The 15605-nt window shown below is 55.1% G+C and carries 16 protein-coding genes; 8 read left to right on the top strand and 8 right to left on the bottom strand.

The window, feature by feature from the left end:
* Positions 1-19: 19 nt before the first annotated feature.
* Together ACOBR2_RS14720 and moeB are read left to right on the top strand one after the other, a co-directional pair.
* A complete protein-coding gene (locus tag ACOBR2_RS14720; protein ID WP_420236874.1) occupies positions 20-295 on the top strand; it encodes a MoaD/ThiS family protein in 276 nt (91 codons plus the stop codon).
* 44 nt (positions 296-339) lie between these two features.
* Entirely contained in the window at positions 340-1521 is a 1182-nt protein-coding gene (gene moeB, locus ACOBR2_RS14715; protein WP_420236873.1) for a molybdopterin-synthase adenylyltransferase MoeB, read from the top strand.
* 410 nt (positions 1522-1931) lie between these two features.
* On the opposite strand, the gene ACOBR2_RS14710 is transcribed toward moeB, so the two are convergent.
* Positions 1932-2765 carry a DUF1868 domain-containing protein gene (locus ACOBR2_RS14710; RefSeq protein ID WP_420240015.1) on the bottom strand — a complete coding sequence of 278 codons (834 nt, stop codon included), beginning with the start codon at positions 2763-2765 and terminating at the stop codon, positions 1932-1934.
* A gap of 157 nt (positions 2766-2922) precedes the next feature.
* Positions 2923-6465, bottom strand: a complete 3543-nt coding sequence (locus ACOBR2_RS14705) for a carboxypeptidase regulatory-like domain-containing protein (protein ID WP_420236872.1) — start codon at positions 6463-6465, stop codon at positions 2923-2925.
* Between the two features lie 409 nt (positions 6466-6874).
* On the opposite strand from ACOBR2_RS14705, the gene ACOBR2_RS14700 reads away from it, so the two are divergent.
* The 5 genes from ACOBR2_RS14700 (at position 6875) to ACOBR2_RS14680 (ending at position 9663) form a co-directional block, all read left to right on the top strand.
* Positions 6875-8047, top strand: a complete 1173-nt coding sequence (locus ACOBR2_RS14700; RefSeq protein WP_420236871.1) for a hypothetical protein — start codon at positions 6875-6877, stop codon at positions 8045-8047.
* A 62-nt stretch (positions 8048-8109) separates the two neighbouring features.
* Positions 8110-8307: an SOS response-associated peptidase family protein gene (locus ACOBR2_RS14695; protein WP_420236870.1), complete on the top strand. Its 198-nt coding sequence runs from the start codon at positions 8110-8112 to the stop codon at positions 8305-8307.
* 61 nt (positions 8308-8368) lie between these two features.
* Positions 8369-9126 (top strand): IS5 family transposase gene (locus ACOBR2_RS14690; protein ID WP_420236869.1). Its coding sequence is split into 2 segments (ribosomal slippage): positions 8369-8684 and positions 8684-9126, totalling 759 coding nucleotides; the frame shifts between segments, so codons are not numbered across the junction.
* 16 nt (positions 9127-9142) lie between these two features.
* Entirely contained in the window at positions 9143-9424 is a 282-nt protein-coding gene (locus ACOBR2_RS14685) for a hypothetical protein (RefSeq protein WP_420236868.1), read from the top strand.
* A complete protein-coding gene (locus tag ACOBR2_RS14680; RefSeq protein ID WP_420236867.1) occupies positions 9421-9663 on the top strand; it encodes a hypothetical protein in 243 nt (80 codons plus the stop codon). The genes ACOBR2_RS14685 and ACOBR2_RS14680 overlap by 4 nt, the downstream gene beginning before the upstream one ends.
* 159 nt (positions 9664-9822) lie before the next feature.
* On the opposite strand, the gene ACOBR2_RS14675 is transcribed toward ACOBR2_RS14680, so the two are convergent.
* Positions 9823-11292, bottom strand: a complete 1470-nt coding sequence (locus ACOBR2_RS14675) for a caspase family protein (protein WP_420236866.1) — start codon at positions 11290-11292, stop codon at positions 9823-9825.
* Positions 11293-11474: 182 nt separating this feature from the next.
* Here ACOBR2_RS14675 and ACOBR2_RS14670 point away from each other — a divergent pair, with 182 nt between their 5' ends.
* Complete coding sequence (locus tag ACOBR2_RS14670; RefSeq protein WP_420236865.1) at positions 11475-12152, top strand: Abi-alpha family protein; 678 nt, start codon at positions 11475-11477, stop codon at positions 12150-12152.
* A gap of 187 nt (positions 12153-12339) precedes the next feature.
* On the opposite strand, the gene ACOBR2_RS14665 is transcribed toward ACOBR2_RS14670, so the two are convergent.
* From ACOBR2_RS14665 to ACOBR2_RS14645, 5 genes are read right to left on the bottom strand one after another with little or no spacing between them, the layout of a single operon-like run.
* On the bottom strand, positions 12340-12828 hold the full coding sequence (locus ACOBR2_RS14665; protein ID WP_420236864.1) for a PRTRC system protein E: 489 nt from the start codon (positions 12826-12828) through the stop codon (positions 12340-12342).
* Complete coding sequence (locus ACOBR2_RS14660; protein ID WP_420236863.1) at positions 12746-13699, bottom strand: PRTRC system ThiF family protein; 954 nt, start codon at positions 13697-13699, stop codon at positions 12746-12748. The genes ACOBR2_RS14665 and ACOBR2_RS14660 overlap by 83 nt, the downstream gene beginning before the upstream one ends.
* Position 13700: 1 nt before the next feature.
* Positions 13701-14408 (bottom strand): PRTRC system protein B, encoded by a 708-nt coding sequence (locus ACOBR2_RS14655; protein WP_420236862.1) that lies wholly within the window; start codon positions 14406-14408, stop codon positions 13701-13703.
* Positions 14359-15354, bottom strand: coding sequence for a hypothetical protein (locus ACOBR2_RS14650; protein ID WP_420236861.1), 996 nt, complete (start codon positions 15352-15354; stop codon positions 14359-14361). The genes ACOBR2_RS14655 and ACOBR2_RS14650 overlap by 50 nt, the downstream gene beginning before the upstream one ends.
* Positions 15355-15383: 29 nt before the next feature.
* On the bottom strand, positions 15384-15602 hold the full coding sequence (locus tag ACOBR2_RS14645) for a hypothetical protein (RefSeq protein ID WP_420236860.1): 219 nt from the start codon (positions 15600-15602) through the stop codon (positions 15384-15386).
* Positions 15603-15605: the final 3 nt, after the last annotated feature.

The raw sequence follows: 15605 nt of genomic DNA, 5'->3' as shown, positions 1-15605 counted from the left end.
ATGAAAAGGAGCAACACACGTGACCATCTTCATCCCCACGCCGCTACGCGGCTACACAGCAGGTAAAGACGCTGTCGAAGTCGAAGCCACCACCGTGCGCGAGGCTCTCGATCAGCTCACCGCTTCCTTTGCCGATCTCCGCAAACACCTGTTCACCGCCGACGGAAAACTCCGCGCCTTCGTCAACCTCTATCTGAACGACGAAGACGTGCGCTATCTCCCCGCGAAGGACGCCACCGAGGTCAAGCCCTCCGACACGCTCAGCATCATCCCTTCCATCGCCGGCGGCCGCTAAGCGGCGCACATCGAACAGCAAGAAAGTCCCGAGGCACACACATCATGTCCACTATCGATTCACTCCACGACCTTCCCGAGTTGACCGACGACGATCTTGCGCGCTACTCGCGCCACATCATTCTGCCCGAAGTTGGTATCGAGGGCCAGCGCCGTCTCAAGGGCGCGCGGGTGCTCTGCGTTGGCACCGGCGGCCTCGGGTCGCCACTTGCACTCTATCTTGCAGCAGCCGGCATCGGCACACTCGGTCTGGTTGACTTCGATGTGGTCGATGCCAGCAACCTCCAGCGGCAGATCATTCATGCAACGCCCGACATCGGCCGCAAGAAGCTCGACTCCGCTGCCGAAAAACTCACCGCGCTCAATCCCGCGCTCAAAGTCGTCAAGCACGAAACGCGCCTCTCCAGCGCCAACGCTCTCGACATCCTCAAAGACTACGACGTCGTCGCCGACGGCACCGACAACTTCCCCACGCGCTATCTCGTCAACGACGCCTGCGTCCTGCTCGGCATTCCCAACGCCTACGGTTCCATCTTCCGCTTCGAAGGCCAGGCCAGCGTCTTCGCCGCACCCGACGCGCCCTGCTATCGTTGCCTCTATCCCGAGCCGCCACCGCCCGGCCTCGTCCCCAGTTGCGCCGAAGGCGGAGTGCTCGGCATCCTGCCCGGCCTCGTCGGCGTCATCCAAGCCACTGAAGTTATCAAGCTTATCCTCGGCAAAGGCGAAACGCTCGCCGGGCGTCTATTGCTGGTTGACGCGCTCAATATGCGCTTCCGTCAGCTCAAGCTACGCAAGAACCCAGACTGCCCCATCTGCGGCACACACCGCACCATCACCAAACTCATCGACTACGAACAGTTCTGCGGCATCGCGCCACCTGCGCCATCCAACGTGCAGGAGATTAAGAACGGCGTTCCGCAGATCACGGTACAGCAGCTCAAAAAGCGCATCGATGCCGGAGAAGAAGTCTACATCCTCGACGTGCGCGAGCCCTTCGAGTACAAAATCGCCAATCTCGGCGGCCAGCTCATCCCGCTCGGCGAAGTCGCGCAGCGGCTTTCCGAGATCGATCGCAGCCGCGAGGTCGTTGTGCAGTGCAAGGGCGGCGTACGCAGCCAGAAGGCCGCCGAGGTACTCAAGCAGAACGGCTTCGAACACGTCATCAACCTGGCTGGAGGCATCATCGCCTGGGCCTCGGAGGTCGACCCCACCATGAAGAAGTATTGAGGCAGAAAACTTTCCGGGTGTCCTCCTCCAGCGAGCCACCCGAAAGCTCTTCCGCTTTATTCGAATAATCCAATGCCGCAGATCAAGTATCGAATGCGATCCGTAAGGACACCGCTCTCGCTGCAATATAGTCGCATCTGAAACACGCTGCCCTGAATGCCGCATCAGCAGCGCAAGCGTCTTCAGTTGCTTCCGAATTCTTTCTGATGATTGTTGGCCGTCGATTGCGTGGTTTGTGCGATTGACCGCAGGCCGAATACGAGCTCCGCGAAACCCACAAAAGCAACGAGCAAAATGGGGAAGAGACAAGAGGCACGCTTTGATCCAAAACGATGCATGCTTAGCCCCATTGTGCAGTAATCAAACATGGATGTTGAGCGAACACTGTTTGGCATACCTCATGTTCGCACCTAGGTGCGTAGAAGGGTGTGAATCTCAAAACGATACATGTCTTCAAACGTACAAAACTCTGGGGCGCCAAGTTCTATAACTGGTGCGGCGGCTAGAATGATCGGAAGGTGGCGTTCGAGGATGTTTTCATACTCCTTCGATTCTTCAGAAGTAAAGCCGCGCATCTGGTATGCAAGGCTAATGTGAAATCCGAACGTTTCATGATTCTTCGCGCGATACCGAAAGACTTCATCAGCCAAATGATTACGGAGCCTGCGGAGCTTCATTTTCTCGTTTATGTCCGCAGGCAAGAGTTGAAGCCCGCTCGCAAGTTGAGGCGCCAGCGTTTTTTCTTGATCTAGACGGAACCGAAGTGGCAGTTCCTCGACGGTCTTGAACTGCTCGAATCTCTGCCCGACGACGCGAGTGCACTCTAGGATGGACGCTTTCATTGGAATATCTTTTGGCCATTCAGTTTCGTTACGGTCCATATCGGTTACCCCGCCCAGGATGGTGACGTGATAACTATTGCTGGGCAAAATCGCTAGCTTATTCGCGAAAGTACTAGACAGTAGAGCATCTCCGAGCTCTGTAACGGTGTCGCGGAGTCGACATTGTTGCGGCAGATGACAAACTATTGTGTTTCCCGCGAACGGGCGTGGACAGCCGTTCGGGTTGAATTTCAATCGCGTATCTCTAGGTATGATCGCGAGCTGAGGATCGTCTCCCTGTGGGGCTTCGGAACTGGCAAGTTGGGCACTCAGCTGCGGCTGAAATAGTCCCGCCAGCGAAAATGCGGTTGAGGACAGAAGGAACTGACGTCGACCATGAATTGCGTGAAGGGGATGTAGCATGCTGGTTGCGTTTGCTCCAGAGAATTTCTTAGGCATAGTCAAGGTTCGTCTTGATGTACTTGGATTTGGAACAAATTGCGAAATGCGCTTTCCGAGTAGCGGCGGCGTGCTGGATGCCGCCGCCACCCGCAAACGGTATTGTTCTTCGGGGCCCGTGCTAGAATGCCAGCCGCAGCGCTACCTGCACCTGACGCGAAGGAAATACACTCGTGCTACCGCTGAACGTTCCGAAACTTCCGTTCTTGCTCAGGACGCCGGTCGCTCCTTCTGTTCCGATGCTGGTATTTGGGCTGATATAGTTGGTTGCGTTCAGCACATTAAAGGCTTCAACTCGAAATTCGAGAGTTTGAGCTTCTGCCAGAAGATTGAATCTCTTATGCGCGGCAAGATTGAATTGGCCAAAGGCGGGTCCTCGGAGATTGTTGCGTCCGGAGTTGCCGAAAAGTTGTGATCCCGCAGGCGCTGAGACTGAAGCGATGTTGAGGTATCCGTTCACAGCACTGCTGGTTTTTGTCGGTGAATGACCGTACACACTATTTGGCGTGCTGACGAGATTCGGACGAAGGGAATAAGTGGAACTGGCCGTCGATACTACCTGATTCGAGTTTGCTGTATAAGTCAGGTTGATTGGCACCCCACTGGTGACGGAATTGATGCCTGTCAACTGCCATCCACCCACAACCTGTTGCTCCCACTTTGGCGCTGCTGAACCCCATCTGCGACCAGTACCGAACGGGAGATCAACAATGAAGGACGTTGTGTCATTCAGGGGCTGATTGTATCCAGACAGACCACGATCCCCGGCGATATTCGCGATATTCACGCTTGCGCTATCACCATTGTTGGTTTCAAGATCGGCGCCGGATGCGTCGTAGGCCTGGGACCAGGTGAAGGAGTTGATCAGGTAAAGGCCGTTCGCGAAGCGATGCTCGAATTTGGTCTGCAAAGAGTTATAGGTAAGAAAGTTGGCGTTGGTCTCCGTAAGAATGTCGGTGAAGTTCGCAATGGGCCGGCGGTTCAACAGGGAAGCGCTGCCATTTGACGCGCATGCTCCCGAGGAGATTTCAGTTGCGGTGCAGAGTCTTGCCTGGTTGTAGTTAGCGAGGGTTGGGATATGGACTCCGTGGCTGCCTACATATGCGATCTCAAGCGTGGTCTTCCAGGGCAGTTGTTGCTGAACGGAGAGATGGAAAGCCTGCACATAACCAGTCTTGAAGTCTTTGGGGGTATAGCGAGTTTGCGCGCGTATGGTGGAGAAGTTGCTTGGCCCGGCGAAGTTGGTCTGGTAGCCGTCCTGGGTGCGGCGGAAGCATGTCGTGGGATCCTGCGTCAGAGACGTGCAAAGTTCCTGGGAAGGCGTTTGGTTGTTGGGCAGTGTCGCGGAATAATTCGTCGGACCGTTATACGCAAGTAGCCCTTCTCCGCCAAACCGGAATAAATAGGCATAGCTGATGCCATAGCCTCCGCGAATCACGGTGCCAGGTAACGCTTGATAAGAAAAACCAAGACGAGGTCCGAAGTCCTTATAGTCGGGATCGATTAGGGCACGATTGGCGAGTGAAGACCCTCCAACGTAGTGCAGTTTGTAGACGTGACCAGACGTGATGCTGTTTACGTCGGTGCCATTACCCGCATGAAGCAATTGCTGGTTGGCTGGATCGAAGTTGAGCATGTTATTGTCTTGCTCATAGAAAGGAGACATGAACTCATAGCGCAGACCGGCGTTGATCGTCAGCTTGGGCAGTGGCTTCCAGTCATCCTGAATGTAGCCGAAGTGCCAGGAGCGAAGATAGTTCACTTCATTCGGAGCGTTGAGCGCGTAGTTGCTCCTGGCACCGAACAGAAAGTCGGTCAGGTTTGCGGCTTGCACGGTAGTGGCGGAGCCGGTCGAACTGAACTGACCGGAGTAGGTGTCAGACCCGAACTTCGGATGAAAGTCCGAGATAGCCTGGGACAGCCAGCCGTATTCATATCCAACCTTCAGGCTATGCTTGCCTCTGATCCAGGTGTAATTCACTTTAGGATTCGCTTGCGTCGGGTTTGTGAACTGGAGAGCCGATGAAGAAGTACCGAACTGCGAATAACCAGTGACAGTCTGGGTATTCAGTCCTCCACCAAGAGCCGGATCTGTGGGAACATTCGGGATACCAGCCATGAGGTTCTGTTGACCGATCAGTTGCGGCGTCTTACCGCTCTCCGTCCATGTTTGACCAAAGCGAAGTTGCAGGATGGAGTTAGTGGAAAGAATCCAATTGTAGCCCGCCGCGAGTTGGCGAGTGCGTGCGTAGAGAGTTCCTGCACTATTTCCACCGGCTAATCCAGGGATATTGCCGGGCTGAAAAGTTGAAGCAGCCCGCTGGCTATAACGAAAGAAGCCATTCTGACGAGGGTTCATGACGAAATCGGTGCGCCCATCTCCCTTGTTTTCGAAGTCAGTGGAAGCTGGTAAGAATTGAAAGTTGTTTGCCGTGATGGCTGCGCCAGGAATATTCGGTGTAGGTAATAGCTTGAACGTCGTCAGCGCCAAAGGATCAATATTGGGATCCGAGAGCGGTACCTGGCCGTTGGTGTAGACCACTCCAGTGTAGGGATTCTTCATTGGAACCGGGGTTCCTCCTGATGTGCCGTCCGAGGTAAACAGTCCTCCAAGTTCTGCTTGGGTTGGCAAATTGGCCGTAGAAAGAGAATGAGAAACGGAACGGAGGCCTTCGTAATCCACGAAGAAGAACAGCTTGTTTTTGAGGGCGGGACCGCCGAATGTGCCGCCGAACTGGTTCTGCACCAGCGTCGGCTTCACGCCAGTGCCATAGAAGGGTCCAAATGCGTTGAGAACGGTGTTGCGAAGATATTCGTAAGCACCACCATGAAGCTGGTTCGTGCCGCTACGCGTGCTCACGTTGATGATGGCACCGCCGGCGCGACCGTACTCGGAGGAGTAGTTATCGGTCTGAACCTTGAATTCCTGAACAGCGTCGGGCGATGGGATGACTGCCTCGTTCGAGAAACCCTGGTTCGCCTCTTGATACGCATTGTTGTCGATTCCATCGAGTTGGAAATTGTTAGATTGCGCAGTTAGACCATTGACGTTGTAGGATGCCTCCCTCGGCGGATTCGACACAATCCCAATCAGGGACTGACGAACTCCAGGGACGAGTTTGGACAGGTCAGCATACGCTCTCCCATTCAAGGGAAGCGTGACCGCATGGGTCCCTTGAACCGTTTCACCGCGGTCGCTGGTATCAGTCTCCAACTGGCTGGCTGCACCGGAGACCGTTACGCTCTCCGTGTTGTCCCCCAGCTTCAGTCCAACATCAACTCTCTGCCTTGCTCCGACATTAACGGTAAACCGGTCGGTCACTGAAGTCGCGAAGCCATCCGCCTTCACATCGAGGCTGTATTCGCCTGCCTGGACATTCGTAAATTCATAAATCCCATTTGCATCCGTTTGGCGAGTGGCCTTGATCCCCTTGGCCGAATTCATAAGCACAACAGTGGCTCCGGGGATCGTAGCCCCGTTCGGATCCTTGATGCTCCCAAGAACTTCGGCCGTGTCGAACTGAGCGTGTGCAAACGCGGTTGACAGGAAGAGCAAGACGACAAGAAGCGCGTATCGAGCCGTACAACTGCTGGCTCGAGTTGAGGTGCTATCAGCATCGTTGCGACTTGCTGATGCTGGGTATAGCGGAAACCTTCGAATCACGGCGGCACTCCTCGAGAACGGCAATTGGATTTGGGATTCTTGGTGAGCGGACTATGCCGTCCTCGAGACCGAACCTAGCAGCGGTGCAAGAGAGTTCCAAGACATTTCGCGGCGACGACACAGGTACATCGCCTAAGCCGTTTATCCTCTGGCGTGTATCAGACAACAGCGCGGCAACTGGTACATGAACATAGCGTTAAAGGTGGTTGATCTTGCTTTCACACATCCGTGATCTACTGGAAGGTGTATGGGGGCAATGATGAGTGCTGTTAGCACCAGAGACGGTCTCTCGTCCAAGAATGCCGCAATTGAGGTCAAACGTGCCTTGGTACGGAGGATTGTAGAATCCTCCACATTCGGGAAGAGCGAACGCCTCTCAAGTTTCCTCATTTGTATCTGTGATCTCACTTTGAGCGGACACGCAAGCGAGATCAACGAGCAGAAGATAGGAACTACGGTCTTCGGTCGCCCCCTCGACTACGATTCATCCATTGATGGAATCGTCAGACCCCAAGCCAGCCGCCTACGGCACCGCCTCGATCTTTATTTCAGCGGAGAGGGGGTGAATGAACCGGTTCGCATTACCCTGCCTAGAGGAAGTTATGTCCCTGTCTTCGAACCCAATCAAGGGAAGAACCCGACTACCGATTCTTCTTCAGTCCCCACAGTCAGTTCTGCCGTATCTTCTTCCAGTGAAGCCATCTCAACGCTCCCTTCGAGTTTCCGAGCTGCACGACTTTCCTGGATACTGGTCATCGTCCTCCTCGCGGCGCTGCTAGTGGTTGGAGTCAGGAGCACGAAACACTTCGTTACCCAGACAGCAACTTCATCATCGCTGCATCCCTTATGGAGCATTCTCTTTCGTCCCAACCAGACAACGATCGCTGTTCCTAGCGACACGGGGCTGGTTATGTGGCAGAGCGCCACCGGGCAAAGCGTCGATCTGGAGCGCTATCTGGGCGGGGGGTATCGGGCGCAAAGCGTTGGAGACACCCCTACTGGGCAGGTAAATCCTACAGACCTTGCGAGCCGACGATACACATCGATTGTTGATTTGGACATCGTGAAAGGACTAGCGCAGATCGCCTATTCTCAGAAAAGCAAACTCGATGTCAATTATGCTCGCGACGTGCGCCCCAACGACCTAAAGCAGGGAAATATTGTTCTGATCGGAGCCGCGGCAGCAAATCCTTGGGTGGAACTGTTCGAGCCGAAAATGAATTTTGTGTTCTCTAACGCACATATCCGCCAGTACACGGTACTCAATCGTGCTCCGGTGGGAACGGAACCATCCAACTGGACCTCAAACTACGATGACGCACAGCATCGCGTCTACGGGGTGGTGGCATTCCTGCCTAATCTGAGCGGAACTGGGAGTGTACTGATCCTAGAAGGAACCTCAATGGCAGGCACCGAGAGTGCTTGGGACTTCGTCGCTGATGACTCCGCGTTCCTCCCATTCGTGAGCCGCATAAGGCGCACTGACGGATCGATCCCGCATTTCCAACTGGTCTTAGACAGTATCAACCTGACCGGTTCCTCAACAAAGAGAAACGTCCTCGCGTGGCGAGTGATGGATTAACTGCTAATCTGCCACACCCAGCGAACGGATGGCTCCGATCAAAGACCGCATGCCAGTGATCGTTGATCGTCGCCCCGAAGAATTACGAACGCTGGCTGGACACAGACAGCAAGTCCACTCCATCGCGAGGCCTGCTTCAGCCCTATCCTGCCGAAGAGATGGAAGCCTGGACGGTGAGTGATCATGTCGGCAAGGTGTGCAACAACGACCCGGAACTTCTCGCTCTACAAGAGCCGGATCAAGAGACTCTGTTCAGCTAATTCTGGATTCATGCGATTCAACTAGGGCGTGTTAACACTAAATTTGTTATAATTGGAGTTAATGGAGATCACGGCCGAGCAGTACAAAAAGATTAAAGATAGCCTGCCGATTCAGCGCGGGAATGTGAAACTGCAGAACCTCCAAGTTCTCAACGCGATTCTGTATGTTGCCGAGCAAGGATGCAAATGGCGCGGTCTCCCGCCTCGCTTTGGCAACTGGCATAGTATTTATACGCGCATGAATCGCTGGGCCAAAAATGGCGTTCTGGATCGCGTCTTCGAGAAGTTGCAGACCGAGCAGATCGTGCGCATCAAGATTGAAGCCTTCTCGCTCGACTCAACCTCGATCAAGGTCCATCCCGATGGAACAGGCGCGTTAAAAAAAATGGACCTCAGGCCATCGGCAAATCCCGCGGCGGATGGAACACCAAGATTCATATGGTTGCCGCGAATGCTCGAACGGCGGTAGTGTTTGCTCTGTCGCCGGGCAACGCGCACGATGCGCCAGAAGGCCGAGCGCTGCTGGAAGATCTTGGGCCGATGCCGGAAGGTCTTCCGATGCTGATGGATAAGGCCTACGAGGGCAACGAAACGCGGCAGTTGGTACTTGATCTAGACATGATTCCGGTGGTTCCGCCCAAATCCAACCGGCTCGATCCCTGGGAATACGACCGCGAACTCTATAAGAAGCGTAACGAAGTGGAACGCCTCTTCCGCAGGCTGAAGGGCTTCCGCCGCATCTTCTCCAGATTCGAAAAACTCGATGTGATCTTCCTCGCCTTTATCAATTTCGTTTTGATCGTCGAAGCCCTCAGATAGTGTTAACACGCCCTAAATGAATTCATCCACGGATCAGCAAAGGGATCAGCAAATCGAGACGCTTCAGACCGCACTCAATGCGGCCCGTGCGAATGAGAGCCGATGGATGGAAATCTCCGCCGAGTTCTCCAGGGATGCTGAACGGATGGAGCAGTGGTCCAGCACCGCGAAACTGAGGCGACTCGAAGTCGAGCGGATAGAGGCGCTATTGGCCGAAGCGGCAGAGCCTTGCGGCATGGCGCAACCGGTGCGCAGTGAGACGGTTGAAGCGAAAAATAGACTGGGAGAGTCGGCATGAACGAAGCGGAGATGAAAGCGGAGTTGGAGCGTCTGCGGGCAGAAAACGCAAAGCTCAAGAGTAAGGATTCAACAGGGCTGAGTCTGAAGGTCAGCGAGAAAGGCGCCGTATCCCTTTACGGAATGGGACGTTTCCCCGTCACCCTCTACAAGGAACAGTGGCTCCGCATTCTTGCCAGCGCTCCTGAGATCGAGGCATTCATCCAGGAAAACGACAGCAAGCTCAAGACCAAGGAGTAGCGATGTTCACGACATCTTTTTGAGGCGCACCCCGAGTGGTGAGGGGATTAGCATCATTCCGAAAGCCTTCCAGTCGACATCGGCGGTACCGGTAGTTTTCATGCTTGAGAAACCGTCGCTTGACATGCGACGCGACAGTACGTTGGTGGTCTTCCCGTCTCACTCTTGGGGTTTCGCTTCGACGGTCCATCCCCACGGCACCTTCAATGATCCAGGAACGTTTGGGACATTTGGATACGACACTCTCAGGAGGTGCACTGGCAGGGTTAGACCTGTAGCCAGTTCCTGCTCGAAGTCCTTACGAGATTTAGAGCGCATCTTGAATGTCTCATCTGAATCGACTTCTTCCTCATCTTCTCCCTTCACCCAGAAAATGTCTTTCCCTCCTAGGAGTACTTCCTCGACGATAACGTTATTTGCGCTGCTTCGTGTGATTACGTCCAGTGCAACTTCACGATTGCGGCCCGGCTGGACATGAAAACGATCCGAAAAAGGGATGACACACTCCGAGATAAAGTCGAAACTCCCTGCAAGGTACGGGAATTGCTGAAGCTTGAAAACCTCTTCAAATCGATCGTTTTTCAGTTCCTTGCGAATCTCACCGTGCGAATCGAAAAACACCTCAAAAAGCATGCCATCGAGCAATGCCCGCCATTTCTCTGAAGGTAGGTCGGAAGCCAACGAAGCGAAATTCTCGATGAAATGGTAAGCACTACGAGACCCGCCACATGCAGCTTGGTAAACATTTCGTCCCACCACAAACAGTGAATCTACCGTGGTCTTCGCCATTTGAGTTTCCGTAAACGCATCAAGTGCCGGGTTTTGTGTATACCAGTCGTGAGACTTCAAACCCTCAATAACTCGGTGAGAAATCGTTTTCTGATCCAATACAAAGAACTTGTCCCGCAGTGCGGAATCGCCGTAGAGGTCAATCCTCACGCCTACGCTGCGATTGAAGAAGAATTCCCTCGACAGAGATGTGTGCTCCCATGAAATCTGCTTGCCAAGAGTGGCTGCACTTAACGTATTACGGACGCGCTTAAGCATTATCTCGATTGAACAGTCCACTGCGTCCAGGTGTTGCAGCAGAGCGGCCGTGTATGCGCCGTTTATCCCATCGCCATCGGACGCCACCTGCCCTGGCGAAGTTGCGTAGGCAATCAGGGTGCCTTTGGGAGCGTACACAGGCGCGAGTCCACGGGGGGACAGGGAGCGCGTCCACGCGCGTTCAAATGGGTTGTTTCGACATGCGTCGAGAATGATTATGTTTGTGTCGGTCGGCGTGTCCTCCATTGACTCAATGACCTGATTCAGGGGAAGGGAAGAATGACGCGCCGCTGCCTCGTCGGATGTCTTTGTGTCTATCGCAATAAGGTAATTTTCACCCTTCATCTGGATGCCGTGGCCGGCAAAAAACAGAAGACCTACTTTCGCGCTTCTGAGGCGCTTTTTGAAGGACGCTAGGGAATTCTCCATTTCTTCGATTGTGCCGTCCCTCACCACGCCAGTAGTGAAGCCGAAGCGTTTGAGAGCTTTGGCTAGATCTCGAGCATCGTTCGTAGGGTTCCGCAGGGCCGAGCCCTTTGGATACGCCGAGTTTCCAATTATCAGTGCTTCCCTGTCGCTCATATCGAACTATTTTACCGCTTAAGAGGAGTTGTAAAGCAGACGGAACCGCCTAATAATCAGTAATATCCAGACCGCTTGGCAGGTCTGTAGCTGTTTCATCAGCCGCACACCGATTGGATGGTACTGGGGAGTGGTAAGATGTCGGCAACCATACCGAAAATTCAGCGACGTGAGACGTGATCATGAGCGATTTAGGCGAAATTGTGAAATCCGGCCCAGTTGATAAGGCTGTTGATCTGTTGCACAGATTGGCCGGCCCGATGTTCGACGAATTCGGAGCTGTTCTCGCGGATAAGGCTCGGGTCTACCGAGCGAAAAATCTGGTCTCTACGGTCCGGAAGACAGAGCGAATTCTTCGCGAGGCAGGCTTGCCAGCGAATGCTGTCCCGACGCGATTGCTATTGCCGATCATGGAGGCCTGTTCGGTTGAGGCCACCGAGACGCTACAGGAGATGTGGGCAGGGTTACTCGCCACGGCATCTCAGCAGACCGACTCAGTATCGCCATCGTTCATCGAGACGCTGAAGCAGCTCACGCCCGATGAAGCACAACATTTGGAGGTCATCTGCCAGGAAACCCTCAAATTCCTCAAGAAAGAGCTACTTGCCGATGGAATGGAACTTGTGCTTTGGGCCTTCGGAGCCAGACCTTATGACGGGCCAAAAGACTTCGACGTTCCGTCGAATGTATACCCAGATACGTATGAGCGAACCGGCCTAATACGAAGAAACTATAAAGTTAACAGCCATTTTGACAGGTTTGAGGAGCAGGTAAGTTCTGATGTTGACGGCTGGTACGAGTTTACCGAGTACGCCATCCGGTTCCTTGATGCCTGCCACGGCCCGCGGCCTGCGAAATAGATGAAAGGTTCTTGATATCTTCCTGTTCTGTATCGCGCCAACGTTCGGGTAGTTGTGCTAAGTGAAGATGGACGATTGTCGCCCATTGTTCGCCGGTCAGCCTACGCGGAATTCTCGGTTGATGTGAACAGGTTCCGGGCGCGTATCTGGCCATCTGAATCCCTCTTGAAGAGAGGAATGGTGGCCGTCAGGCCACCTCATCCAGTTCTTCGAATTCTTCGGGGGCGTCGTCATCGTCGATTTCAGCGAATCCAGGGTCTTCGTCGGGGGCGGTTGGTGCGGCAATGGCTGTAGCCGCCGGTGCCGGCATATCGAAAAGGCTTGCGGGCTTCTGGGGCGCGGGCTCAGTGGGCTTGGCGGTCGGAGCATACTGCGTGACTTCCGTATTCGGCGGCACTGTCTTGGCCGGCGTCTTCGACTTCGCACGCGCCTCGGCTTGAGCTACCTTGGAAGCCGCATCCATCTCGGCCTTCGCCTTCTCCAGGGTATTCTTCATCTGGAGATGGGAGCCGACGAAGCTGATGATTGTCGAGGACAACTCGGCGTCCAGATCTTCGGCAGTGCCGGTCACGCTGAGTGGGGTGGTGAGAGCATCATTGTCGCCGTCTTTGAGTTTCTTCGGCACAATGTTCACCCGAATCTGATCTGCATCGACAAGCGTGACCGTGAGCAACACTGCGCGGTCGCGTAGGACTGGTAGAAGTTCTTTGAACATGGTTCACTCCCGATGGAATTTGATTGCTGGATTTGGATCGCAGTGAGCGTCTCCGCGTCTTCGACCAAAGCTGGGGATCGACAGGTAGTCCACAAATCTGATTGGACTGTGCGTTGTAGAAGCCTCCGTGATGCGAAATCTTTCCGTAGCGGAAGAGCCGCGCCAGCATCGCCAGCGCCGCCGATGCCAAGGCCTGGTTGATGAAAGGTTCCTGGCGATCCAATGCCTCGACAGCCGAGCAACTTGGCAACGGGTCTTCACCAGCCACAGCATCGAGGATCTCTGGATACAGTTCGCTTACGGTGCGCAATCGTGCGGCCTTCCTGCGATTGCGCGCATTCAATGGCTGGCCGAGAACGAATTGGCCGCTGGCCGCGTTGTTGCCAAGGTCAAGCCAATAGGCGGTGCGGTTCCTGGCTTTGGTCAGTGCGCGCGCAATGATGTTTCGCGCCGCTCTGGTGTCCACGCAGCCAATCAGTAGATCGATGGATCGGTCATTGATCCGGGCGAAAGTCTGCTCATCGAAGTAAGTAGGCTCGGCCCGCCACCGCGTTCCCCAGAACAGGTTGATGCGATTGATGAGGACGGTTGCCTTGTTCTGTCCGATGTCGGAGATCGAGAATGGCTGGCGCACACAGTTCGTTTCAGAGACGGTATCGGCATCCATCATGACCACATCCAGCCCCGATAACCGGCCCCAGACCCGCATCGCCTGGTCGAGATAAGGCAGGCCCATGACGATGGCGCTACCGGTCCCGCCAGCGCCGACGACCAGTATGCGCACCGGTTTCTGGCCCAACAGATCGCTTGGAATCGCGTGCTCGATGCGCATATCAGCCTCTCTCTCCGCGCACGAACTGCGTGAGCGTCTGCGGAAGAGCGATGAGTGATTCGACTGGGAACTTCTGGCGCTTGCCAGTCAGGCCACTCCACAGCCCATCGAATCCACCTTCATGGCGCGTGAGGCGGCCAACATTGGCGTGAGTGAAGGCGCTCTCGTAGAAGCCGCGCTCCCAGGCCGGAATCGACGCAACCGACGCGCTGTCCGGGCGTCGCATGGTGCCGGTGCATACGCGCCCATCGTCCGAGAGATTCCAGTAGGGCGCGACGGCAAGTTTCGTTGAACTATCAGGGCGCTTGCTCTCGGTGAGTGCCCGAATGTTGAGTTCGCCATTCGAGACCCGCCAGACCAATGGAGGTTGTGGGAATATGCAGCCATTCAGCTTCGCGGCCTTGCCTTCGGAGTTCTCGAAGAACATCTGGCGGCATCGTGCAGGAGTCCACCAGACGATCATGCGGTCCGCTTTGGCCAGGATGTTGGCCGGCAGTACTTCGGCCTGCACGCTTCCGCTGAGAGATCGCGTCAGAGACTCGATGAATGCTACGGTGAGCGGTTGCGCCGGACCGAGAGTGGGCGGCGCGTCCTTGCGGGTGGTCACATCGTGGCGGGTGATGAAACTGCTCTGTCGGTCGCGATAGATCAGCAGAGCCTCATGCAGCTCGAAGCGATGGTTCTCCCCGATCGATAGATGTACCTGCATCGCATTTCTCCTGAATCACCTCGACCAACTGAAAGAGTTCACAAATGAGCGCTATGAAGCGATCCACGACTCGAATAGCGTGGCGAACTTGCTCCGGTTCGCGCGGCGAAAAGACAACGCACACAGTCGGCTCTGCGGTGCCTTCCATCATGGACTGGCCCTCTTCGTCGAAGCAGGCGGTAATGGCGTCATGCTCTTTGAAGGCGACAAGCAAAGACGGCAACGGTGGATCGTCGTAATAGCCAAGTTCGAGGAACTCTCGCGACTGCTTGAGGGGAAGCCGCGACAGGCGCTGAATGCGCCGCAACTGCTCGAACCAAGAACTGAATTTTCCATTGCGAAACCTGCGCAGCAGATCGCGGTCCCGTGCTTTCCAGTCAGGAGATTCGCGTTTCTGCGTCTTCTGGATACACTCCGGCAGTGTCTTCTCCACTTCGGGAAACTCATACTGCCCTTGGTTCTCTACGTCGTCTTCCGCGGCATAATCGCGCATCCGCTCTTCGTACATCAGCGCATTGTCGTGGTTGTAGATCCACATCACGCGATAAAGCGCGAAAGTCAGCGCCCAATAGAACGCTGCCCCCAGCCCCTCGGCCTCAGCCTCCAGCGCATCAAGCGCCGGTCCAATCCTGAAGTACCCCGATCCACCGCACTCGACGGTGACAACCAGTTGCCCGCTTTCGAGCTCCGCATCGCTCCCAGCGCGGCCGAGTTGATCGCTCACTTCGAGGTGATACTCGACATTGCGTTGCAGCAGATCGCCACGTTCGGTGCCAATCGCGCTCATCATGGCGTGCTGGGCAAATGCGAGCGCGTTGCCGCCAGATTTATTCCAAGTCTCCGCAGTTCCCAACCCCTCGCGCACCAGAGCAGCGCAGAGTTCATAGACCAGTTCTGCATTGACCTCATGGTTATACTCGCCGCGAACCCCGGCGAGCGATGGCAATGCCTGACCGAAGGCGGGCGCAAGTGTTGTTACCCCATTGGCGGAAGCAGTTCCGGCGGCGTCGGGAGCCGATAACTTCCCGGCGCTGCATACTGCCGAATGGCTTCTGAGACGGCTCGTGCGAGATCGCAGGATTCTTTGCATTGCAGATGCCTCACCAGGATGAGGTTGGCTTCCGGCGGCGGTTCCGCGGCCTTCTTGAGAAACAACGCCACCAGTTCTTCTTGCGACAATGCGGGCGTGGGCACGGC

The organism is Telmatobacter bradus (genome assembly GCF_048629425.1).
Classification (GTDB): domain Bacteria; phylum Acidobacteriota; class Terriglobia; order Terriglobales; family Acidobacteriaceae; genus Telmatobacter; species Telmatobacter bradus.
Note: the sequence above shows the minus strand (reverse complement) of the source record. Positions and strands in the feature narration are given on the sequence as shown.

Bases quoted from the DNA above. Each gene is read 5' to 3' on its own strand.
- ACOBR2_RS14670 (WP_420236865.1), top strand. From the start codon at position 11,475: ATGAGCGATTTAGGCGAAATTGTGAAATCCGGCCCAGTTGATAAGGCT.
- ACOBR2_RS14675 (WP_420236866.1), bottom strand. From the start codon at position 11,292: ATGAGCGACAGGGAAGCACTGATAATTGGAAACTCGGCGTATCCAAAG.
- ACOBR2_RS14680 (WP_420236867.1), top strand. From the start codon at position 9,421: ATGAACGAAGCGGAGATGAAAGCGGAGTTGGAGCGTCTGCGGGCAGAA.
- ACOBR2_RS14660 (WP_420236863.1), bottom strand. From the start codon at position 13,699: ATGCGCATCGAGCACGCGATTCCAAGCGATCTGTTGGGCCAGAAACCG.
- ACOBR2_RS14710 (WP_420240015.1), bottom strand. From the start codon at position 2,765: ATGCTACATCCCCTTCACGCAATTCATGGTCGACGTCAGTTCCTTCTG.
- ACOBR2_RS14685 (WP_420236868.1), top strand. From the start codon at position 9,143: ATGAATTCATCCACGGATCAGCAAAGGGATCAGCAAATCGAGACGCTT.
- ACOBR2_RS14655 (WP_420236862.1), bottom strand. From the start codon at position 14,408: ATGCAGGTACATCTATCGATCGGGGAGAACCATCGCTTCGAGCTGCAT.
- moeB (WP_420236873.1), top strand. From the start codon at position 340: ATGTCCACTATCGATTCACTCCACGACCTTCCCGAGTTGACCGACGAC.